Origin of the sequence: Urinicoccus timonensis (assembly GCF_900232945.1) — a bacterium.
GTDB lineage: Bacteria > Bacillota > Clostridia > Tissierellales > Peptoniphilaceae > Urinicoccus > Urinicoccus timonensis.
Genome location: NZ_OCTU01000004.1, coordinates 42,011 through 63,117, shown reverse-complemented (window position 1 = coordinate 63,117; position 21,107 = coordinate 42,011). Strand labels below are relative to the sequence as shown.

25 protein-coding genes and 2 tRNA genes are annotated in these 21,107 nt (G+C 38.5%); all 27 read left to right on the top strand.

Features of this window, described 5'->3' with window-relative positions; all coding sequences use genetic code 11:
- Positions 1-3 precede the first annotated feature (3 nt).
- The 27 genes from CS898_RS07025 to CS898_RS06900 all read left to right on the top strand — a co-directional run bounded on the left by CS898_RS07025 (position 4) and on the right by CS898_RS06900 (position 21,036).
- Positions 4-798, top strand: a complete 795-nt coding sequence (locus tag CS898_RS07025) for an electron transfer flavoprotein subunit beta/FixA family protein (protein ID WP_099208638.1) — start codon at positions 4-6, stop codon at positions 796-798.
- A gap of 27 nt (positions 799-825) precedes the next feature.
- Positions 826-1,836 (top strand): electron transfer flavoprotein subunit alpha/FixB family protein, encoded by a 1,011-nt coding sequence (locus tag CS898_RS07020; RefSeq protein WP_099208637.1) that lies wholly within the window; start codon positions 826-828, stop codon positions 1,834-1,836.
- Positions 1,837-2,096: 260 nt separating this feature from the next.
- A tRNA-Pro gene (locus CS898_RS07015) sits at positions 2,097-2,173 on the top strand.
- A gap of 11 nt (positions 2,174-2,184) precedes the next feature.
- Positions 2,185-2,261 (top strand) — tRNA-Pro (locus CS898_RS07010).
- 161 nt (positions 2,262-2,422) lie between these two features.
- On the top strand, positions 2,423-2,848 hold the full coding sequence (locus CS898_RS07005; RefSeq protein WP_009431959.1) for a MaoC family dehydratase: 426 nt from the start codon (positions 2,423-2,425) through the stop codon (positions 2,846-2,848).
- A gap of 20 nt (positions 2,849-2,868) precedes the next feature.
- Entirely contained in the window at positions 2,869-3,972 is a 1,104-nt protein-coding gene (locus tag CS898_RS07000) for a poly(R)-hydroxyalkanoic acid synthase subunit PhaE (RefSeq protein WP_234976046.1), read from the top strand.
- Positions 3,973-3,983: 11 nt separating this feature from the next.
- Positions 3,984-5,048, top strand: coding sequence for a class III poly(R)-hydroxyalkanoic acid synthase subunit PhaC (gene phaC, locus CS898_RS06995; RefSeq protein WP_234976043.1), 1,065 nt, complete (start codon positions 3,984-3,986; stop codon positions 5,046-5,048).
- 138 nt (positions 5,049-5,186) lie between these two features.
- Positions 5,187-6,071 (top strand): epoxyqueuosine reductase, encoded by an 885-nt coding sequence (locus tag CS898_RS06990; protein WP_099208635.1) that lies wholly within the window; start codon positions 5,187-5,189, stop codon positions 6,069-6,071.
- Positions 6,072-6,075: 4 nt separating this feature from the next.
- The gene (gene nth, locus CS898_RS06985) at positions 6,076-6,732 is read left to right on the top strand and encodes an endonuclease III (protein WP_099208634.1); all 657 of its coding nucleotides are present in this window, start codon (positions 6,076-6,078) and stop codon (positions 6,730-6,732) included.
- Positions 6,729-8,099 carry a VanW family protein gene (locus CS898_RS06980; protein WP_099208633.1) on the top strand — a complete coding sequence of 457 codons (1,371 nt, stop codon included), beginning with the start codon at positions 6,729-6,731 and terminating at the stop codon, positions 8,097-8,099. The genes nth and CS898_RS06980 overlap by 4 nt, the downstream gene beginning before the upstream one ends.
- Positions 8,100-8,109: 10 nt before the next feature.
- Positions 8,110-8,724, top strand: a complete 615-nt coding sequence (locus CS898_RS06975; RefSeq protein WP_099208632.1) for a hypothetical protein — start codon at positions 8,110-8,112, stop codon at positions 8,722-8,724.
- Positions 8,721-9,533 carry a S1-like domain-containing RNA-binding protein gene (locus CS898_RS06970; RefSeq protein WP_009431722.1) on the top strand — a complete coding sequence of 271 codons (813 nt, stop codon included), beginning with the start codon at positions 8,721-8,723 and terminating at the stop codon, positions 9,531-9,533. The genes CS898_RS06975 and CS898_RS06970 overlap by 4 nt, the downstream gene beginning before the upstream one ends.
- A 7-nt stretch (positions 9,534-9,540) precedes the next feature.
- Complete coding sequence (rlmD, locus tag CS898_RS06965; protein ID WP_099208631.1) at positions 9,541-10,881, top strand: 23S rRNA (uracil(1939)-C(5))-methyltransferase RlmD; 1,341 nt, start codon at positions 9,541-9,543, stop codon at positions 10,879-10,881.
- A 250-nt stretch (positions 10,882-11,131) separates the two neighbouring features.
- A complete protein-coding gene (locus tag CS898_RS06960; protein WP_002834913.1) occupies positions 11,132-11,503 on the top strand; it encodes a helix-turn-helix domain-containing protein in 372 nt (123 codons plus the stop codon).
- Positions 11,504-11,505: 2 nt separating this feature from the next.
- Entirely contained in the window at positions 11,506-12,291 is a 786-nt protein-coding gene (locus tag CS898_RS06955; RefSeq protein WP_099208630.1) for an ImmA/IrrE family metallo-endopeptidase, read from the top strand.
- Positions 12,292-12,363: 72 nt separating this feature from the next.
- A complete protein-coding gene (locus CS898_RS09905; protein ID WP_019131844.1) occupies positions 12,364-12,528 on the top strand; it encodes a hypothetical protein in 165 nt (54 codons plus the stop codon).
- Between the two features lie 334 nt (positions 12,529-12,862).
- On the top strand, positions 12,863-13,381 hold the full coding sequence (locus CS898_RS06950; RefSeq protein WP_099208629.1) for a sigma-70 family RNA polymerase sigma factor: 519 nt from the start codon (positions 12,863-12,865) through the stop codon (positions 13,379-13,381).
- On the top strand, positions 13,369-13,740 hold the full coding sequence (locus tag CS898_RS06945) for a hypothetical protein (protein ID WP_099208628.1): 372 nt from the start codon (positions 13,369-13,371) through the stop codon (positions 13,738-13,740). Before CS898_RS06950 ends, CS898_RS06945 begins: the two co-directional genes overlap by 13 nt.
- A complete protein-coding gene (locus CS898_RS06940; RefSeq protein ID WP_019131842.1) occupies positions 13,703-13,978 on the top strand; it encodes a hypothetical protein in 276 nt (91 codons plus the stop codon). Before CS898_RS06945 ends, CS898_RS06940 begins: the two co-directional genes overlap by 38 nt.
- Positions 13,978-15,096, top strand: a complete 1,119-nt coding sequence (locus tag CS898_RS06935) for a DUF2800 domain-containing protein (protein ID WP_099208625.1) — start codon at positions 13,978-13,980, stop codon at positions 15,094-15,096. The genes CS898_RS06940 and CS898_RS06935 overlap by 1 nt, the downstream gene beginning before the upstream one ends.
- Entirely contained in the window at positions 15,093-15,590 is a 498-nt protein-coding gene (locus CS898_RS06930) for an HNH endonuclease (protein WP_099208623.1), read from the top strand. The genes CS898_RS06935 and CS898_RS06930 overlap by 4 nt, the downstream gene beginning before the upstream one ends.
- The gene (locus CS898_RS06925; RefSeq protein WP_044565544.1) at positions 15,580-16,125 is read left to right on the top strand and encodes a DUF2815 family protein; all 546 of its coding nucleotides are present in this window, start codon (positions 15,580-15,582) and stop codon (positions 16,123-16,125) included. The genes CS898_RS06930 and CS898_RS06925 overlap by 11 nt, the downstream gene beginning before the upstream one ends.
- Positions 16,126-16,134: 9 nt before the next feature.
- On the top strand, positions 16,135-16,335 hold the full coding sequence (locus tag CS898_RS06920; protein WP_002834902.1) for a hypothetical protein: 201 nt from the start codon (positions 16,135-16,137) through the stop codon (positions 16,333-16,335).
- A complete protein-coding gene (locus CS898_RS06915; protein WP_099208622.1) occupies positions 16,310-18,241 on the top strand; it encodes a DNA polymerase in 1,932 nt (643 codons plus the stop codon). The genes CS898_RS06920 and CS898_RS06915 overlap by 26 nt, the downstream gene beginning before the upstream one ends.
- Positions 18,242-18,254: 13 nt before the next feature.
- Positions 18,255-18,455 carry a hypothetical protein gene (locus tag CS898_RS06910; protein WP_099208620.1) on the top strand — a complete coding sequence of 67 codons (201 nt, stop codon included), beginning with the start codon at positions 18,255-18,257 and terminating at the stop codon, positions 18,453-18,455.
- Entirely contained in the window at positions 18,448-18,834 is a 387-nt protein-coding gene (locus tag CS898_RS06905) for a DUF7768 domain-containing protein (RefSeq protein ID WP_099208618.1), read from the top strand. Before CS898_RS06910 ends, CS898_RS06905 begins: the two co-directional genes overlap by 8 nt.
- Positions 18,835-21,036 carry a phage/plasmid primase, P4 family gene (locus tag CS898_RS06900; protein WP_099208616.1) on the top strand — a complete coding sequence of 734 codons (2,202 nt, stop codon included), beginning with the start codon at positions 18,835-18,837 and terminating at the stop codon, positions 21,034-21,036.
- The last annotated feature ends 71 nt before the right edge of the window (positions 21,037-21,107 follow it).

Genomic DNA, 21,107 nt, shown 5'->3' with positions numbered 1-21,107 from the left:
ACTATGAAAATAATTGTTTGTGTAAAACAAGTACCAGATACAACAGAAGTGCGTTTGGACCCAAAAACAAACACATTAATTCGTGAAGGGGTTCCAAGTATCATCAACCCAGATGATAAGGCAGCTATTGAAACAGCACTTAGAATTAAAGACCAAAACCCAGATACTCATGTAACAATCCTTTCAATGGGACCCCCACAAGCTGAAGATGCTCTAAGAGAATCTTTAGCTATGGGTGCTGACGAAGCAATCCTATTGACAGACCGTGCATTTGGTGGAGCTGATACATGGGCAACTTCCTGTACAATTGCAGGTGCTCTAGAAACTATTGGTGACTATGATTTAATTATCACTGGTCGTCAAGCAATTGATGGGGATACAGCACAAGTTGGTCCACAAATTGCAGAACACTTGAATATTCCTCAAGTAACTTATGCAGAAGACCTATCTGTAAATGGAGATACTGTAACTGTAAAACGTCAATTTGAAGACCGTTACCACATCATTGATGTGAAAACACCATGTCTAGTTACTGCTTTAACTGAATTAGCAGAACCAAGATACATGACTGTTGGCGGAATTTTTGATGCTTACAAACACGACCTTAAGATTTGGGGTCTCGATGATATTAAAGAACACCTTGATCTTGCAAACATTGGACTTAAAGGTTCTCCAACAAAAGTTAAGAAATCTTATCCAAAACAAGGTAAGGGCGCTGGCGTTAAGTTAGAAGACTTATCACCAGAAGAAGCAGCACATGCTATCATCGCTAAGATGAAAGAAAAATATATTATCTAAGAGTCGAACCAATAGGAGCGTGATAAAATGAGTAAAAATGTATTTGTCTTTGCAGAACAAAGAGACGGCGTATTGCAAAAAGTTGGTATCGAACTTTTAGGTAAGGCCAATGAACTTGCAAAAGATTTAGGTCAAGAAGTTGTAGCTATGTTACTTGGCGACAACATCAAAGACCAAGCAGAAGTTTTGTTCCACCATGGTGCAGATAAAGTTATCGTAGTAGATGACCCAATGCTAAAAGAATATGTAACAGAACCATATGCAAAAGCTATTTTCCAAATTACTGAAAAATATGATCCAGAAATTGTTCTTTACGGAGCAACTTCCATCGGTCGTGACCTTGCACCAAGACTAGCTGCAAGAATTCACACTGGATTAACAGCAGACTGTACAAGCCTTGAAATCGACGAAGAATCTAAAAACCTTATGATGACTCGTCCAGCTTTCGGTGGAAACTTAATGGCAACTATTCTTTGTGAAGAACACCGTCCACAAATGGCAACAGTACGTCCAGGCGTAATGACTCCCCTGGCTACAGACCATGACCGTACAGGTGAACTTATCGAAGAAAAAGTTGAATTTTCTGATGCTGACATGAACGTAACTGTTCGTGAAATTGCAAAAGAAGAAGAAAAGAAAAAAGATATTACCGAAGCAAACATCCTTGTATCCGGTGGCCGTGGAATCGGTGGACCAGAAGGATTCAAACAATTACAACAATTGGCTGAAGAACTTGGCGGGGAAGTTTCTACTTCTCGTGCAACTGTTGACGCTGGCTGGATCGAAAAAGATCGTCAAGTTGGTCAAACAGGTAAAACAGTTCGTCCAGACCTATACTTTGCCTTTGGTATTTCCGGAGCCATCCAACATTTAGCTGGTATGGAAGAATCTGATTTAATCATTGCAATTAACAAAAATGACACTGCACCAATCTTTGATGTAGCTGATCTAGGAATCGTAGGAGACTTAAACGCTATCGTTCCTAAGTTAATTGAAGAATACCAAAAAGAAAAAGCTCTTAAAGAAGAAATTGATTAATTAATTATTCTTTATAAAGACGAAAAGATACAGGGTTTCCCTGTATCTTTTTTCTTTTTAATTAAGATAAATAGAAGTAGAAAAAATTGATTTTATGGAAGAAAGCAATTGCAATTTTTCATCAAATGATGTAAGATAGTATATGTCGTTAAAAGACATGAAGTAAGAAATCTATAAAGAAAGAGTAAAAATACTTGCAAAGGCCAAGAAGTTTTGCTATAATATAGAAGATTGCTTGAAAACTTTATTTAAATTTTTGTCGGGGTGTAGCGCAGTTTGGTAGCGCACATGGTTTGGGACCATGGGGTCGAAGGTTCGAATCCTTTCACCCCGACCATTTTTTTATTACGGGGTGTAGCGCAGTTTGGTAGCGCGCATGATTCGGGATCATGAAGTCGGAGGTTCAAATCCTCTCACTCCGACCAATGTATCCACAAAAAGAACCTGCTTAGGCAGGTTCTTTTTGTATAAAATTATGAACAAAGTTTTATGGTGATTTATCAAAATAAAGAAATAAAAAATTCCAAATAGGGTATACTATGAATAAGATAGTCGGAAGATTAAAAAGAAAGAAGGGGAGACAGTAATGAGTGGAAACTATGTAGAAAAAATGTACGATGAAATTAAAATCGGCGATGAAGCAGAGATTTCAAAAGTTGTTACAGAGGAGGACATTCAGAAATTTAGTGAAGTCTCCCTAGACACCAATCCTCTTCATCTAGATGAAGAATTTGCAGGAAAAACTATCTTTAAAAAAAGAATTGCCCATGGCATCATTGGAGCATCATTAATTTCAGCAGTTCTTGGAACAAAGTTACCTGGCGTAAACACCATATATATGTCCCAAACATTAAATTTCCTAGCTCCAGTTTATATAGGTGATGAAATTACAGCCAGAGTAAAGGTTGTGAAAAAAAGAGATGACAAGCACATGATTTTCTTTGAAACTGTAGTTGTCAACCAAGATGGAAAGAAAGTAATTACTGGAGAAGCACTTGTGAAAAAAGACTAGGAGGATAGAACGTGAATTTTATGAACAATATGTTTACAGACTATTTGGACGCACAAAAGAAATTAATGGAAGAGTGGAAAGAAATGACCCAAGAAGCCACCAAGAACCAATGGGGGTCCATGGAAGAATTTAAAGATTTATGGAAGTGGTGGGACCAACCAAACTTTAAGGCCTTTGCTGACTACACAGGAAGTCCCAAAGAAGTTTGGGATAAAATGACCAAGGCTTCTGAAGTTTACTACAATATGTATGAAGCTTACAAAAACTTTATCGACCAAAGCATCCAACCTAAAGAAAAAAATATGGAAAATATCATCAAGGGATGGATGGAAAAAAGTGGAAAGTACCTAGAAGAGATCTATATTCCCTTCCTACCCAATGACTTGGCAGAAATGTGGAAGGAAACCATGAAGTTAGGGAAGAATATGGAAAAGTCCTTCTCCTACTTCTACGAACCCTGGATGGATAATTTCCGTCCCCTAATGGATGCCTTTATGAAGGGAATTTATAAGGATCCTGAAGGATTCTTAGACTTCTTTGAAGAATGGCAAAAAGACTATTCTAACACAATCAGTAGAATCCTAGACCTACCAGCTATGGGGATTTCTGGACAAAAACAAGAAGAAATCTTAAAGGCGACAGATCGCTTTATTAAAATGGTTAGTTACCAAATGGAACTTGTAGCTAGAATTTTAATCCTGGCCAATAAAAACACTCTGGATGTTTATGAAGAGGCTCTGGAAAGAGTTCAAGAAGGAGAACAACCCAAGACCATGGAAGAATTCTATGAACTTTGGCGGTCCTCTTTAGACAAGGCTTTTGATGGTCTTTTCTATTCTGATGAATTTTCTAAACTACTGAGTACCTATATGGAAGCTGCCATGGACTTTAAAATTGCCAATGATAAAATTTTAGAAATGCAATTAAGTCCCCTACCTGTAGCCTTGAAAACAGATATAAACAGTCTTTACAAGACAGTTTATGACTTGAAAAAGGAAGTACGCAGCCTTAAGAAAGAACTGGAAGAAATAAAGGGTGAAAAGCAAGAAGAAAAGCCAGCAAAACCGGCTACTCGAACTCGCAAAACCACAACCGCCAGTAAAACCACCAGTACAGATAAATAGGAGGAGAAGTTTTGGAAAACTTGAATGAAACAATGATGGATAGTATGAAAAAACTTTTTGAAAGCCAACAAAAAATCTTAGCTGGATTAACCACTATGATGGATGTAGACTATTCAGGCTCCAATGAAACTGAAAAAGAATTGGTTTTTGAAATGGATAAGATGAAGCTCTACCACTATAGTCCTCGGGTAAAAGACCCCAACAAGTATCCTATTTTGATTGTTTATGCCCTAGTGAACAAGCAATATATGATGGATATTCAAGAAGACCGGTCCTTGATCCGTAAGCTCTTAGATGGCGGTCAAGATATCTATATTATCGATTGGGGATACCCAACCCAAGAAGACCAATACCTGACTATGGGAGACTATATCAACGGCTATATTGACAGTTGTGTGGACTTTATTTTAAAAGAAAAGAAAATTGACAAGGTCAACCTCTTAGGTGTTTGCCAAGGGGGTACCTTCTCCTTGATTTATACAGCCTTGAACCAAGACAAGATTAAGAACCTAGTAACTCTAGTTACTCCTCTTGACTTCTCTACCGATGATGGCCTCCTCTTTAAGTGGGGTAAATACCTAAATATGGGTAAGGCAGCAGAAGCCTATGGAGTTGTTCCTGGAGACTTTATGAATGCAGGTTTCTTAATGTTAAAACCCTTTGACCTGGCTGTTGGCAAGTATATTAACTTGATTCCAGACCTAGACGACCCCATGAAGATGGCGAACTTTATGAGGATGGAACAATGGATTTTTGATTCTCCCGGTCAAGCAGGAGCCACTATTCGAGAATTTACAGAAGAAATGTACCACAAGAATGCCCTCTATAAGGGAGAGTATAAGCTGGAAGGTCAAGAGGTAGACTTAAAGAAAATCACCTGTCCAATCCTGGTTATTTTAGGCCAAAAGGACAACCAAGTACCACCAGCAGCTACTAGACCCATTATGGATGCAGTAGGATCCAAAGATAAGGAATTAGCAGAATTCAACACAGGCCATATTGGAATTTTTGTCAGTGGACGTAGCCAAAGAGAAGTTGCGCCTAAGATTAACGACTTCTTAAATGAACGGAAATAAAGTGCCTTAAAGGAAAAGTTTTAAAGAATACAAAAAAGAATAAATTTCCAAGATTCTTGGAAATTTATTCTTTTTTATTTGCCCCAGTCCGTTTAAATCCCAAGCTATATCCAGTATAATAGAAGGACGGAGGAAGAGATGGATCGGGAAGCAATCTTAAAAAAAGCAGGCCTAGATGTCCTGGGTTTTTGCTCTGCAAGGCCTTTAGAAAAAGAAAAAGCCTACCTACTAGACCGGCAGGCTCATTTTGGCCTGTGCAAATATGAAGGGCAGAGAATTGAAGAAAGATTGGATCCCTCTCTACACTATAGCCCGGTAAAAAGTGTCCTGGTTTTTGGCATCAACACCAAGACTAGGCCCATTCAGCTAAAAAAAGGTCAAGGGCTTTTGGCGGGAATCAGCCGGATTCCCGACTACCATACTGTTTTAAAAGAATCTGGAAATAAGCTTTGCCAGCTCTTAAAACTAGAAGACCAGGCCAAGCTTATGGTGGATTCCCACCCCTTGATGGAAAGGGCCTTTGCCCAAAGGGCCGGCCTGGGTTATATTGGGGAAAATACAGCCCTAATCCACCCAGTCTATGGGACCTACCTGGCCCTGGGCTTAATATTAACAGAAAAAACCTTCCCCTATGATGGAGAAGTGGGAGGGACCTGTAGCTCTTGTAAGCTTTGTATTAAGGCTTGTCCTGGAGGCGCCCTAAAGGGAGGGGGAGTTTTAGACCCCATGTCTTGTCTTTCCTACAAGACCCAAAGTCTGGAGGAAGGTTCTAGACAGCTAGGGCCCAGACTCTATGGCTGCGATGTCTGCCAGGAGGTTTGCCCTAAAAATAAGCATGTTCCCTTGACATCCCTAGACCAAGTCTTAAAGGAAGGTATCAGCAAGGAAGAAATCCAAGACCTGTCCAACCGAGAATTTAAGAAAAAGTATGGCCACCTAACTGGAGCCTGGCGGGGTAAAAAACAATGGATGGAAAATTTTAAGTCTATAGAGGCCTATTGGGCCCGGAAAAGTAAGGAGTAGACCATTGGCAAAAAAATTCACAAAAAAAGAAGTTAGCTGGATTTTAGACCGCTTAGAAGAGACCTTTCCAGATGCCAAACCTGAACTAGTGGCATCCAACCCCTTTGAAATGTTGGTAGCCACCATTCTTTCTGCCCAATGTACTGATGTCCGGGTCAACATGGTAACCAAGGAAGTTTATAAAAAATACAAGACCCCCCAAGACTTTGTAGACCTGGGAGTCCAGGGCCTGGAACCCCTAATCCGGTCTTGTGGATTTTATAAAAATAAGGCCAAGAATATTGTAGCTACAGCAAAAATTTTAGTGGAAGACTACCAGTCCCAAGTGCCGGAGACCATTGAAGAATTGGTCAAGCTCCCAGGAGTGGGACAAAAAACAGCCAATGTCGTGGCCTCCACCTGTTTTGGAGTGGATGCCATTGCCGTAGATACCCATGTCTTTCGGACCAGCAACCGGATTGGCCTGGCCAAGGCCAAGACAGTAGAGGAAACAGAAGTCCAGCTACAAAAGGCCATCCCAAAAGATCGGTGGACCAAGACTCACCACCTTTTAATCTTCTTAGGCCGTAGGATTTGTGCCTCTAGAAGTCCCAAGTGTGAGATTTGTTCCCTGACAGAAGTTTGTTACTATTACCATAAAAACCAGGAGTCGAAAAAATGAAATGGATAAAAGACCAGCTACTAGGAAGCCTGTGGGGAAAGATTATCTTAACCCTTTTAGCCCTCCTAGTTCTAGCCTTAGGCTACGGCCTAATCGTTCATCAATCCGATAAAATCTATCCCGGAGTCCGGGTTGGGAAGCTAGGCCTTGGCTCTATGACCAAGGCAGAAGCCAAACAGAAATTGGAAGAAGACTTGGATGCCAACCTAGACAAGACCCTTGATTTAGAATACCAAGACAAACACTACCGCACCAGCCTAAGAGACTTGGGCTATAGCTATGAAATTGATGCCATGGTGGACCAGGCCTATAGAATTGGCCGGTCAGGCAACAAGGGAGCTGACTTTTTGGATGCCTTTTATAGCCTCTTTCGCCAACCCCTTCCCATCCAGGGAGCTTTTAAGGGGGACAAGCTAGATGACTATCTTCATGGCCTGGCAGATGACCTTTTCATCCTGGCAAAAGATGCTCAACTCTCTATAGAAGATGGTCAAGTCCATCTAGTCCAAGACCAGGATGGTCGTTACCTGGATACCAACCTAACCAGGGAAGCCTTGGAAAATTGGGATGGGAGTCAAGCCATTGTCCTTCCCGTCTTTGATCGGCCAGCAGATGTCCAAGCCAAGATGTTGGAAAAAATGGATTCTGTTTTGGGAGAATTTACCAGCAATTATGCAAGCAGTGAAAAAAATAGGAAATACAACATTGCCCTAGGGGCAGAAAAATTAAACCATACCATCCTAAAGCCTGGAGAACAAGTTTCCTTTAATGACAAGATGGACCAAATCACCAAAGAAGCCGGCTTTAAGGTGGCTGGGGTTATTCGAAATGGCGAATTTGACCGAGGAGTAGGCGGTGGGATCTGTCAAGTATCCACCACCCTATACAATGCCCTAATTCGGGCGGATGCCAACATTATCGAAAGACACAACCACTCCAGGCCCATTGGCTATGTAAAAAATGGAACTGATGCGGCCGTAGCTACCGGCTATAAAAACCTAGTCTTTCAAAATGACTTTAGCCACCCCATCTATATAGGGGCCCAGGCTGATGGCAGAGAACTGACCTTTCAAATCTTTGGCTCCAAGGAAGACAAGGATTATGAAGTTAAAATTATCCCACAACTCGTTTCTACCAATAAACCCAGGACAAAAACCATCTACACAGATTCCCTGGCCAAGGGGGAAACAGAGGTCAAAGAAAGCGGCCACAATGGCTATAGCTATAGGACCTATAAAGAAATTATCAAGGATGGACAAGTCCTTGAAAAGAAACAAATATCCACCTCCACCTACATTGGCCGAGACCGGGTCCTTTTAGTAGGAACAAGAAGCAGTGGGGGAGATTCAAAGCAAAACGACGAATAGGGGGCAAAAAATGAAATGGCCATGGTCAAAAAAGAAAAAAGCCACCATATATAAAAAAATGACCGATTGGGAAAAACGACCCGTCCAATTAGAACAATACGTTCCCATGAGGGAACTCTACCATTCCGACCCAGGTGAGTTGGAATATCGGGTTATGAAGGGGGAAAAAGTCCCTCCCAGCAAGGATACAGATGGGCTGGATGCAGCAATCCTGTCCTATTTTTACAAAGAAACCACCAGTCCAAGTCAAATCAATGACTTTTTTAAAAATCACAAGACCCTGGAAGTCCTGGACCACTACCACCAATGGATGTACCGGGAAGAAGATGCAGGAGACCTGCCCTACCTGGGCTTGAGTCTGTACCTGATGCGGTATTCAGAAGAAATTGAAGCCGTAAAATTTGGCATGATCCTGGCCAGGTACTACGACCTGATGGAGGCCAAGGGAGCCTTGGAAACCATCACCCTCCTGGGCCAATGGCCTGATTTCACCTACTACGCCATCCAGGTGTTGAAAGACCTACCCAAGGGCAGTCTTTATATCGGACAGATGAACCAAGCCACCTTTGGCTATGGAAAAATGTGTATTGCCCAATATTTAAAAGAAAAAGGAGTCCTAAAATGAATGCATTAGGAAAGCAAATTGAAGTAGAAGTAAAAAAAGAAGGAAAAAACTTTTATTGTGACCTAGAAGGTCAAAGGATTCCTTTTCGTGAAAATGACTTGAAAGAAAATGACAAAGTTCTAGCCTTTATCTATAAAGACCACGACAAGAAACTTCAAGCCACCATCCAAGAACCCAAGATTACCCTGGGGCAAATCCGCCCCTTAAGAGTGGTGAGTGCTACGAAAATTGGAGCCTTTGTAGATATTGGCATCGACCGGGATGTCCTATGTCCCTTTACAGAGCAAGTCTACCCCCTAAAAGAAGGGTCAGTCCAGCTCTTCTACCTCTATATAGACAAATCCAACCGTCTGGCCTTGACCAGCAAGATTAAAGACCACTTAAAGGGCAACAAGACCTTCCATCCCGGAGACCAAGTCAAGGGCGTTGTCTACCACCACAAGGCCAAACTAGGCTACTTTGTGGCCATTGACTACCAATACGATGGCTTGATTCCGGAAAAAGAAGCCACAGGAATCTACATTACAGGAGAAGAAGTCCAAGGACGGGTAATTTTCGCCCATGAAGACGGAAAAATTACCATGACAACCAAGGCCTCCGTGTCCACTCGTTTGGAAAAAGATGCCCAAACCCTCCTAACCATTTTAAAACGCAACAAGGGCCACCTGGACCTGGGAGACAAGTCCTCGCCGGAAAAGATCTACCAGGCCACCAAACTATCCAAAAAAGCCTTTAAACGTGCAGCTGGTCGCCTCTATAAAAACCGTCTAGCCACCATTAAAGACTATAGTATCGACCTGATTAAGTAGGACCAGCATGAAAGAATACCTAGAAGGACAAGTAGAAAACATGACCCATGATGGGCGGGGAGTCGTAAAAGAAGGACGGTTTCCCATCTTTATTCCCGGGGCCCTAGCGGGAGAAAGAATCCTCTACCAAGTCACGAAAAAAGGAAAAAAATTCGCCTCAGGAAACCTAGTAGAAATTCTGCAAGCAAGTCCCCAAAGACAAGAGGCCAAAGATCCCACCCTCATGCCCATTATGCCCCTACAAATCCTCAATGCCCAGGGGCAAAAAGCCTTTAAAGAAAATGTCGTCAAGCAAGCCTTGGAAAGAATTGCCGGGCAAAGAAACATTAAGATCAAGCCCCTTAAAACCATGGACCATCCATGGTTTTATCGCAATAAAATGACCCTAGCTGTAAAAGACATCCAGGGCCGGTTGGAATTTGGCATCTTTGGCCGTAAAAGCCACGACTTCATCCCCGTAGACCAGACCTACCTGGCGGAAAAGCCCCTGGAAGAAAGCATCTTTAAGGCTCGAGACATCTTGAGAAAACATAAGATCCAAGCCTATGACCCCATAAGCAAACAGGGTAACCTCCACCATATTATCCTAAAAAGAGGCCACTATAGCGGGGAGATTATGATTCTCTTTGTCTGTAAAAATGAAACCCCTCTAGGGGACCAAGCCCTCTACCAAGACCTGAAGGACCAAATACCCCAGCTGGTTTCCATAGCCCAAAATAAACAAGAAAAAGACCACCAGGAAATATTGGGGAGAAAAACCAAGATCCTTTGGGGCGACAAGTACTTAAAAGACCAGCTCTTGGACTTAAGCTTTTATCAAAGCCCCCAAGCCTTTTACCAAGTCAATACCCCTCAAACAGAAGTCCTCTACCAGCTGGCCCTGGACTATGCCCAACTCCAAGGGACAGAAAGAGTTTTGGATGCCTATTGCGGTCTAGGGACCATTAGCCTCCACTTGGCCAAAAAAGCCAGACTAGTCCATGCTATGGAAATCGTAAAGGAAGCCATCCAAACAGCAGAAGAAAATAAAAAAATAAACCAAATTACCAATGTCTATTTCCAAGCTGGTAAGGCGGAAAAAATCCTTCCTCAATGGCAAAAACAAGGCTTGGAATTTGACCTAGCCCTTGTGGATCCACCACGAAAGGGCCTAGACCCCAGCTTCATCCAAAGTCTGGGCCAATTAGCCCCAGGAAAGATCATCTACATTTCCTGCAATCCCGCCACCCTGGCTCGAGACTGCAAAGAATTCGTAGATCTGGGCTATCAAATCCAAGAAGTTCAACCTGTGGATCTATTTCCTCAAACGCCGCATGTGGAGACTATAGTATTGATGTCAAGAAAATAGAATAACAAGATATAAAACTGTTGAAATCAATGGCTTTTAGGATTTTTTAAGAAATCTTAAAAGCCATTTTTTTATTTTAAAAATACCTCGTGGTAACATATCAATAGTAAAAATCATAGGGGTGTATAGACAGGATAGATATTTATAGGGAGAGTGAACAGAATAGATATTTGGACTTGACAAGCGAATTAATAAGTTGTAGAATATAAACAAGTTAGCAGATTAGCTAATAATGTAATAGGAGGTAATCATGAACAATCACGAACTGACTTTTGGGGATTTTATTTCTCAGAAGAGAAAGGATTTAAGAATCACCTTAAAAGATATGGCGGACAGGCTTAATATTTCCTCACCGTATCTAAGCGATGTAGAGAAAGGAAAAAGAGACTCTTTTGACTTAGATAGGTTGAACCAAATTGCTAAAATATTAAATTTGGATGAAGAAGAATCATCCATTATGATGGATTTAGCTGGAAAGCAAAGAAATACGGTGGCACCTGATTTGCCAGAGTATATTTTAAAGACTAAAGGCTTAAGCGTAGCTTTGAGAAAGGCTAGAGACTTAGATGTTAAAGAAGAAGAGTGGATAAAATTCATTGAAGAAATTGAAAAAGAGAGGTAGGCATGTATCAATATAACTTCAACAAATCAAGTACAGGTGCTCCATTTATCACTTTAGATCAAATTGAATCACTGACCGAGAATATTCTCAATAAATATTGTCCTTCTGCAATCGAGAATTTTGAAGCAGTAGATATTGAAGGACTGGCAGAATTTGATTTAGGGTTTAGTGTTGAGTATGCCTACTTATCTCATAACGGATGCTATGCAGGAATGATGGTCTTTAATGATGACCAAGTAATAAGAACAATGAAAAGCCTAATGCCAAATGTTGAAACGGGACAATGGGAACTAGAATATCTTACAGATAGAGCCAATACTATTCTAATAGATAAACAATTAGACAATCCAAGAGATAAAGGATTTAGAAGGTTTACCCTAGCTCATGAATGTGGACATGGTGTAATTCATCCGTGTGTATTCTATAGAGATCCAAACCAAATATCTTTTTTTAATGAAGAAGAAAAGCCTGCTTCGCTAGCTTGTCGAACTGGCGATGTTAATAAGAAGAAAAATAAACGCTGGGGATTTATGGATACAATAGAATGGCAGGCGAATACATTTGCTTCTTGTCTTTTGATGAATAAAAAAGCGATCAGAAAGTATTTATACTATCTAGGTTATGATAAGCATATCAAGGATGAAACTTATCTATTTGATTTCATCATGAAAGTATCAGAGCAATTCCAAGTATCAAAAACAGCAGCATTAGTTCGATTAAAAGTATTAGGCTATGCACCTAATGATTTTGAATTAACAAAAGAACTATATAACGAATTTAGTTTTTAAAATATAGCTTAGCTATATTTTTTTAAGAAAGAAATTAGCAAAGAAGCTAACAAGGAAAGATAAGGAGGTATTATGGAACAAATGGCATGTCCAGTCTGTAAAAAGAGATTTTTTGATGTATCAAGAATTCCTTTAGAGAAAATAAAGATAGCAGCAAAATGTCCACACTGTGGGAAAATCTCAACACTGGAAATATCAAACAAAAATAAGAAAAAACCATACCGAGCAAAGAAGTAAATGTAACTATCAAATAGCCGGATGAGTATTCAAAAAGAAACTCATCTGGCTATTTTTATATTAAGGAGGTGATCCTATAGAAATAAGAAACAAAGAAGGAAAAAGAGTCTGTGATATTAGTGAAGACAAGAAAAAGCTAACTATCAGGCGAGGTAAAAGTACAACCATAGCCTATGTAGTTAAAGGCGAAATTAAAATTTTAAATAAGTAAAAGATATCCGCAAGAACGCTAGACGGCAGTCGGAAAACCAAACCATGGTTTTCTATTGCCGTCTTTTTTTGTTTTTACGGATGGCCTTCTTGCGGATCTAGAGATTTTGCAAGGAGGCAAAAGATGGCAAAGAAAAGATATTTAGAAATAAATGGCAAAGAAATCGAAGTTAGTGAAGAAGTCTACAAAGAATATATGAAACCAATCTGGAGAGAAAAAAAGAGAATCCAAAGAGCCTACAAGAATTTAGAAGAACTACAGGATAAAGACAGAATTAAAACAGTGGCTGAGAAAAATGGAAACTATGTCCAAGCAGGAAGTTTAGAAACAGGCTTTGTCGAAACAAAAGAATATGGTCTTCCCTTATCCCTTGATGTTGCTGAAGAAGAATACGACTTTGAAGTAACTAGCGTTAAAAATACTGAGGACATAGTAACGTACAAACTTCTAGAAGAAGCATTCTTAGAAGTCATTAGTGAATTTTCTGAAAGAGATAAAGAAGTTCTAAAACTACTTTTTATCTACGAAATGAAAGAAAGAGAAGTCGCAGAAGTAGTAGGAATATCCCAAAAAACAGTTAATAACATCAAAAATAAGCATTTACCAAAGATTCAAGAGAAATTGAGACCTTGGAAAAAATAATTACTCAAAAACTTACTAGATGTCCTAAGGAATATGAGGGAAGAAGTCTTACTCAAATACAAACAGGATGTCCTAAGAAGTATGAGGAGATACAACTTACTCAAAATGAAGGCAAATGTCCTAAGGAGTATGAGAGGAGAAATCTTACTCAAAAATTTAATGAATGTCCCAAGGAGTATGAAAGGAGGAACAAAGTGGACTTAGTAAAAAACGAACAGATGGCAGAAAGTTTAATAGCCATCTCAATTGTTGCCAAGAAGATAGCTATGGAATTAATGCAACCAGAGAAAGGAGAAAAAAGTGTCAAGAATAAAGCTACTAATGGAAATCAAAGAAGATGCAGAGAATCTTGCATCTAGTATAGGTGTCTTTCTCACAGCACTAGAAAGTGATGAGGAACTGCCTAAAGAAGAAAAGGTAAAACAAGAAGAAAAGACCTATGAGATTGAAGATGTTAGAAAAATACTAGCCGACAAATCAAGATTAGGCCATACAGCTAAGATAAGAGAACTCTTAGAAAAGTATGGAGCTAAAAAGTTATCTGACATTGAACCAAGTAACTATAAAGACTTGATAGCAGATGTGGAGAAACTCTGATGGGCGATCACGCAATATTATCTGCATCAAGTAGTTCACGCTGGATTCACTGTCCACCAAGTGTTAGGCTCTCTCAAAAATATGAAGATGAGGTTAGTCCTTATGCGCTTGAAGGCACATCAGCTCATGCCTTAGCAGAGTATAAACTTAAAAAGTTATTAGGTTTAGATGTAAAAGATCCTACTGACGATTTGGATTTTTATGATGAGGAAATGGATGAACTAACTGAAGGATATGCCTCATATGTAACGGAAGTTATAAGTAGGTACGAAAGCCCAGCCGTCTTTGTGGAAGAAAGACTTGACCTATCAGACTATGTTAAGGAGTCCTTTGGAACTGCTGACTGTGTAGTTGTTGGAGGAAAAGAACTTCATGTAATAGATCTAAAGTATGGTCAAGGAGTTTTAGTAGACGCTAAAGAGAATTCACAACTCATGTTATACGGACTTGGTGCATTGACTCTCTTTGATGGAATTTATGATATCGAGAAAGTAGTTCTTCACATCTATCAACCAAGAAGATGCAATATCTCAACTTATGAAATTAAAAAGATAGAACTTTATAAGTGGGGAGAATCTGTACGAGAGATTGCAGAGAAAGCTTACAAAGGAGAAGGGGAATTCTCTTGTGGAGAATGGTGCATCTTCTGCAAAGCTAAGAATAAATGCAGGAAAAGGGCAGAAGAGAATCTGAAACTAGCACAAGATGAATTTACCCTACCACCAGAACTATCTGACGATGAAATTGAAAAGATTTTACCAAGACTAGACGAAATGGAACAATGGGTCAAAGATATCAAGGCCTATGCTTTAGAAAAAGCAATGAGGGGCCATAGATGGAAGGACCTAAAACTCGTTGAGGGCAGGTCTAATCGAAGATACAGAGATGAAGATGAAGTTATAAACAAAGTAAAAGAACTGGGATTCAATCCCTTTGAAGAAAAGATACTTGGCATCACAGCTATGACTAAGTTACTAGGTAAGAAGGTCTTTGATGAAAATATCAGCGACTTATTAGAAAAACCAAAAGGAAAGTTAACCTTAGTAAGCATTGATGACAAGCGAGAAGAAGTAAAAATTGACAATGTTAAAGAAGAATTTGGAGTGGTTAAGGAATGAAAAAAATACCACTTACAAAAGGACTTTATGCATTAGTTGACGATGAAGATTACAAAGAACTATCAAAATATAAGTGGTTTGCCAGCGGTCATCCAGGTCAGTTATATGCCTGTAGACACAATCCAGAGAATAAATCTCGCCATATTAGAATGCATAGACAGATTCTAAATGCACCAGAAAATATGGAAGTAGATCATATAAATCTCAATAGATTAGATAATAGACGATCTAATTTAAGATTAGCAACTCGACAAGAAAATTCTTTTAATAGAAACAAGTTTAACAAGAATTCTCACTCTAAATATAAGGGAGTTACTTTTCATGTTAGAGATAGATGTTGGCAAGCGTGCATCAGAGTAAATGGCAAACACATTTATTTAGGTAGTTTTGATAAAGAAGTAGACGCTGCAATGGCGTACAACAAAGCAGCTAAAAAGTATCATGGTAAATTTGCGAATATAAATATAATTCAGGAGGAAAATTATGCAAAATAAAACAAAAGTAATTACAGGTGAAGTTAGATTATCATATTTTAACGGATGGGAACCAAAGTCAATCAATGGTGGTAAAGAAAGATACTCAGTATCTGTCATTATTCCAAAGAGCGACCAAAAGACAATTGAGAAAATTGAAAAGGCAGTAGATGCTGCTATTGATGAAGGACTTTCTAAATTCAATGGAAAGAAACCAAATAAGAAAGCTATCAAACTACCATTAAGAGATGGCGATACAGAAAAAGATGATGAAGCATATGCAGATGCATATTTCTTAAATGCCAACTCTATGACAGCACCTCAAATTGTAGATAGAAATGTAGAACCTATTCTTGATAGAAGTGAAGTCTACTCAGGGGTTTATGCAAGGGTATCCCTTAATTTCTATGCCTACAATGTAAATGGCAATAAGGGCGTAGCGGTTGGGCTAGGGAATATTCAAAAACTAAGAGATGGTCAACCTCTAGGAAATAGGTCTAATGCAGCAGATGACTTTGATGCCATGGACGATGATGACGAAGATTTCTTAGCATAGGAGGCAGAAATGGACTATTTAATTACAGCAATAGTTTTAGCTATTTGGTCCTTTTTATGGTATAAGCTTGGATTTTTACAAGCTCAACTAAAAGAACTAGATAGAGATATCAGAAAAATAGAAAAACAAATAAAAGAAGATAGAAAAAATAATTTAGCAGAATTAACAAAGCTTAGTGATAGCTATGAAGAGATTGTCCATAGATCTTGAAACATTCTCTTCAATTGATTTAGGCAAAAGTGGTGTATACAAATATGCCGAGAGTGAGGATTTTGAAATCCTCCTCTTTGCATATTCATTAAATGATCAGAAAGTACAAGTCATAGATTTGGTAAATGGAGAGCTTATTCCTAAAGAAATATTATCAGCACTTAGTGATGAAAGCATAGAAAAGTGGGCTTTTAACGCGAATTTTGAAAGGGTGTGTCTATCTAGGTTTTTAGGTAAGAGACTAAAACCTCAAGGTTGGTACTGCACTATGATTTGGTCAGCCTATCTTGGTCTACCTCTATCGCTTGAGAAAGTCGGGGAGGTTTTGAAACTAGATAAGCAAAAGATGAATGAAGGCAAGGCTCTTATTAAATATTTTTCTATTCCATGTAAACCTACTAAAATCAATGGTATGAGAACAAGAAATCTACCACATCACGATTTAAAAAAGTGGTTTACCTTTAAGGAATACAACCAAAGGGATGTGGAAACAGAAATGGCTATAAAGAAAAAATTATCAGCCTTTCCTATGCCTTATTCAGAATGGGAAAACTACTGGGTAGACCAAAACATAAATGACAGAGGAATTTTGATTGATGAAGCTTTAGTTGAATCAGCTATTAAATTCGATGAAATTTTACGAGAAGAAAATATGGATAGAGCCATAGGATTAACTGGTCTTGAGAATCCAAACTCTCCCTTACAACTAAAAGATTGGCTTAATAAAAAAGGCTTAGAGATAGATTCCTTAGCTAAAAAAGATGTAGAGTCTGCTCTTAAAAATGCTGAAGGAGATATAAAAGAAGTCTTGGAACTTAGACAAGAGTTATCTAAGTCTTCAGTTAGGAAATATGATGCTATGAAAAATGTAAAAGGAAAAGACAATCGAGCAAGAGGTCTGATTCAATTCTATGGAGCAAATAGAACTGGAAGGTACTCAGGAAGGCTTATTCAAGTTCAAAACTTAAGAAGAAACAATCTAAAAGATTTAGACATAGCTAGGAATCTTGTAAAAAATAGAGATTATGAAACTATGGAAATTTTATATAAATCACCCTCTGATATTTTATCCCAACTAATAAGGACGGCCTTTATAGCAAAAGAAGGCACCAGGTTTATTATTTCAGATTTTTCAGCAATAGAGGCTCGTGTTCTTGCTTGGCTTGCAGGAGAACAGTGGGTATTGGATGCATTTGAAAATGGAGAAGACATCTATTGTAGAACGGCATCTAGGATGTTTGGAGTGCCAGTTGAAAAGCATGGAGTAAACGGACATCTTAGACAAAAAGGGAAGATTGCTACTTTAGCCTGTGGTTATCAAGGGGCCTTAGGTGCTCTTAAGGCAATGGGTGGAATTGATATGGGTTTATCTGAAGATGAACTTCAATCAATAGTCGATTCCTGGCGAGAGGCAAATCCAAATATAGTAAGTCTTTGGTGGGATATTGATTCTGTAGTAAAAAGAGTTGTAAAGACTAGAACTAAAGAAGAATATAAGAGCCTAGTTATTAGCTATGAAAAAGGCATTCTTTTCATAGAGCTACCTTCAAAAAGAAGGCTTGCTTATCCAAAGGCAAAAATCGGGACGAATCGATTTGGTGGAGAGTCAATTGTCTATGAAGGAATCGTAGTAGGAAATAAATGGGACAAGATAGAATCCTATGGTGGTAAATTTGTAGAGAATATAGTTCAAGCAATAGCCAGAGATATCCTAGCTGAGGCTATGATGAGACTTGAGAAAAAAGGATTTAATATCGTCATGCATATTCATGATGAAGTTGTTATAGAAAGTGATTCATCTAGTATCGAGGAAGTAAATCAAATTATGTCCGTTGTTCCTATTTGGGCACCTGGACTTATCTTAGATGCAGATGGATTTGAAAGCGAATTTTATAAGAAAGATTAGAGGAGGTTTATTTATGTTTTATGTTAAAGAAAAAATCAATGATGCCATGGAAATAAGTATTGAAATAAATGATGAGAATGTCTTTTGCACCTGTCCAAAGTGTGGAAAAGAAGTTCGAGTAGACTTAAATGAAGTATTAGAAGATGGAGATTTATTTTCTACTCAAGTTTACTGTAATACTTGTAGTGAAACAATGAGGGATATTTATGAATAAAGAATTATACAACAGGAGTGGGTGCAAGGACCCCACTCCTTATCAAGCAATTAAAAATACAGAGAAAAGGTACTATCCCTTGGTATATATCTGCAGTCCATTTTCTGGAGATGTTGAAAATAATGTAATTAAGGCAAGAACTTATTCTCGCTATGCCTTGGATAGAGGAAATATTCCCATAGCACCACATCTTTTATTTCCTCAGTTTATGAGTGATGAAAGTGAGAGAAGACTTGCTATGCATTTTAATTATGTCCTTCTTGGAAAATGTGAAGAAGTCTGGGTCTTTGGTGACAACATAAGTCCTGGAATGGCAGAAGAAATAAGAGTTGCTGAGAAGAGAAAAATGAAGATTCAATATATAAGGGAGGTAGCCTAATTGAAAATATATACCTCAAACTTAATGGGAGTGGAGTCAAACTGTGTTTATCCAAATGAAGTTAATGCAGTAGATGTTAGGTCATTTGAGAAAGCCGCAAGTTTTGATCATGTAATGGCTAAGTATAAAAACTCCTACAGGTCCAATGATAATTTTATAGAGTCGGAATGTGTTCCCATGGATATAGACAACGATCATTCAGAAAATCCAGATGACTGGATTTCAGCTAATGATTTAAAAAGAATCTTTGACGGAGTTAAATTTGCCATAGTTTACAGCAGAAACCATAGAAAAGAAAAAAATGGAAAAGCTGCAAGACCAAGAATGCACATATATTTCCCAATTCCTAAGATCACAAATTTAGCTGAATATGTAGGAATAAAAGAAAGCTTGGCGGAAACCTATACTTTCTTTGATGGCAATGCCCTAGATGGAGCGAGGTTTTTCTTTGGAGTAAAGAACCCTGCTGTTGAAATAGTTAGGGGAAGGAAATATATAACTGATATTCTAAAAGATGACTTTGAAGACTTCGATAACTCTCAAGACTTAATTCAACAAGGCTCTAGAAATTCAACTATGAACCATTTTGCTGGTAGGGTTCTAATTCGATATGGAAAGACAGATGATGCAAGAGAATTATTTAATAAAAAAGCTAGTCTTTGCTCACCACCACTCCCAGATGATGAATTGGAACAAATCTGGAGGTCAGCTTGTAAGTTTTATAAAAAAGTAGCAGCAAGTGAAGATTATGTTCCACCTGAAGAATACAACGAAAGATATGAGGAATATAAGCCAGAGAAACTTACAGATATAGCAATGGCTGAAATCTTTACTAAGCACAACAAAAATAAAGCTATCTACACGATATCTCAAGGCTGGCTTTATTGGACGGGCAGGAAGTGGGAAGATTCTGAACTAAAAGTAATGAGTCTTTATATGGGGACTGCTAAAAAAGTTCTAGAAAATGCAAGCATTGAATTTAAAGAGGTCTATCAAGAATTAGCAGATGCAGAAATGATGGGAAGTAAGGAAGAAAAGGCACAAGCAAAGTTAAAAGCAAATAGTGCAAAAGCTTATCTCAATTTTGCTAAAAAAATGAACGATCATGGAAAAGTATCTGGAATATTAAAACTAGCTAAGTCCTTGTTAGAAGTTAAAAATGAGAAACTAGATGCAGATGCTTTTATTTTAAATACACCTGCTGGAGTTATTGATTTGAAAACAAGTGAAATAAAAGAGCATGACCCGTCTTACTACTGCACGAAGATGACTGCCCTAGCTCCAAGTAAGGATAATATGGATATGTGGCTATCTACTTTAAGAGATGTAACTGGTGGAGATAATGAGTTTATTAATTTCTTAAAGTATCATGCAGGGTCGACTTTAATAGGTCATGTTTATGAAGAAGCTCTCCTTATAGCTTATGGAGATGGAGGAAATGGGAAGTCTACAGTATTTAATTCAGAGGCTCATGTTCTTGGAGACTATGCAGGTAAAATCCCAGCTGAGTCTTTAACAACAAGAGCAAAGAATGTGAAGGTTGATCTTGCTGAGTTATGTGGTAAGAGATTTATTCTAGCCTCTGAAACAGAAGAGGGTCAAAGATTATCAAGCTCTATGCTAAAGCAGATAGCAAGTGTTGATGATATTTCAGCAGAAAGAAAATACTATGCACCCTTTTCATTTACGCCAACGCATTCTACTATCCTCTATACAAACCATCTACCAAAGGTGGGCTCTAATGATCGAGGAACCTGGAGAAGAATTGTGGTGGCTCCATTTTCTGTTGCCATTAAAAATCCTAAGACAGACTATATAGATAAGCTTCTAGAAAAAGCAGGTGGGGCAATTCTACAGTGGATGATTGAAGGGGCAAAAGAATATATAGATGCAGGCTTTAAATATCCAAAGTGTAGTGTTGTAGATGATGCTAAAAGCTCATATAAGGAAGAGAATGATTGGATAAACCATTTTATTTCAGATAAATGCATAAAAGGTACAAATTATAAAGAGATGAGTGCAAGGTTATACCAAGTTTATCGTGAGTGGGCTGGTTCAAATGGAGAATACATTAGGAATAATAGAGATTTTTCACGAGCCCTTATAGCAGAAGGTTATGAAAAGAAAAGGACAAATAGGGGCATTGAATGGAGCGGTATAAGCATCAATGATTTAATGGAGTCAGTAGACGACTTTTTATAAATGTATCTTAGTGTAGCATTTATAGGCTAAATAAAGATGACTATATAGAAAAAAGTTTTTCTTAATTAGTG

Excerpts from the sequence above, each read along its gene's own strand:
- CS898_RS07025 (WP_099208638.1), top strand. The coding sequence starts at position 4 with ATGAAAATAATTGTTTGTGTAAAACAAGTACCAGATACAACAGAAGTG.
- CS898_RS07020 (WP_099208637.1), top strand. The coding sequence starts at position 826 with ATGAGTAAAAATGTATTTGTCTTTGCAGAACAAAGAGACGGCGTATTG.
- CS898_RS07005 (WP_009431959.1), top strand. The coding sequence starts at position 2,423 with ATGAGTGGAAACTATGTAGAAAAAATGTACGATGAAATTAAAATCGGC.
- CS898_RS07000 (WP_234976046.1), top strand. The coding sequence starts at position 2,869 with ATGAACAATATGTTTACAGACTATTTGGACGCACAAAAGAAATTAATG.
- CS898_RS06990 (WP_099208635.1), top strand. The coding sequence starts at position 5,187 with ATGGATCGGGAAGCAATCTTAAAAAAAGCAGGCCTAGATGTCCTGGGT.
- CS898_RS06980 (WP_099208633.1), top strand. The coding sequence starts at position 6,729 with ATGAAATGGATAAAAGACCAGCTACTAGGAAGCCTGTGGGGAAAGATT.
- CS898_RS06975 (WP_099208632.1), top strand. The coding sequence starts at position 8,110 with ATGAAATGGCCATGGTCAAAAAAGAAAAAAGCCACCATATATAAAAAA.
- CS898_RS06970 (WP_009431722.1), top strand. The coding sequence starts at position 8,721 with ATGAATGCATTAGGAAAGCAAATTGAAGTAGAAGTAAAAAAAGAAGGA.
- rlmD (WP_099208631.1), top strand. The coding sequence starts at position 9,541 with ATGAAAGAATACCTAGAAGGACAAGTAGAAAACATGACCCATGATGGG.
- CS898_RS06960 (WP_002834913.1), top strand. The coding sequence starts at position 11,132 with ATGAACAATCACGAACTGACTTTTGGGGATTTTATTTCTCAGAAGAGA.
- CS898_RS06955 (WP_099208630.1), top strand. The coding sequence starts at position 11,506 with ATGTATCAATATAACTTCAACAAATCAAGTACAGGTGCTCCATTTATC.
- CS898_RS09905 (WP_019131844.1), top strand. The coding sequence starts at position 12,364 with ATGGAACAAATGGCATGTCCAGTCTGTAAAAAGAGATTTTTTGATGTA.
- CS898_RS06950 (WP_099208629.1), top strand. The coding sequence starts at position 12,863 with ATGGCAAAGAAAAGATATTTAGAAATAAATGGCAAAGAAATCGAAGTT.
- CS898_RS06940 (WP_019131842.1), top strand. The coding sequence starts at position 13,703 with ATGGAAATCAAAGAAGATGCAGAGAATCTTGCATCTAGTATAGGTGTC.
- CS898_RS06935 (WP_099208625.1), top strand. The coding sequence starts at position 13,978 with ATGGGCGATCACGCAATATTATCTGCATCAAGTAGTTCACGCTGGATT.
- CS898_RS06930 (WP_099208623.1), top strand. The coding sequence starts at position 15,093 with ATGAAAAAAATACCACTTACAAAAGGACTTTATGCATTAGTTGACGAT.
- CS898_RS06925 (WP_044565544.1), top strand. The coding sequence starts at position 15,580 with ATGCAAAATAAAACAAAAGTAATTACAGGTGAAGTTAGATTATCATAT.
- CS898_RS06920 (WP_002834902.1), top strand. The coding sequence starts at position 16,135 with ATGGACTATTTAATTACAGCAATAGTTTTAGCTATTTGGTCCTTTTTA.
- CS898_RS06915 (WP_099208622.1), top strand. The coding sequence starts at position 16,310 with ATGAAGAGATTGTCCATAGATCTTGAAACATTCTCTTCAATTGATTTA.
- CS898_RS06910 (WP_099208620.1), top strand. The coding sequence starts at position 18,255 with ATGTTTTATGTTAAAGAAAAAATCAATGATGCCATGGAAATAAGTATT.
- CS898_RS06905 (WP_099208618.1), top strand. The coding sequence starts at position 18,448 with ATGAATAAAGAATTATACAACAGGAGTGGGTGCAAGGACCCCACTCCT.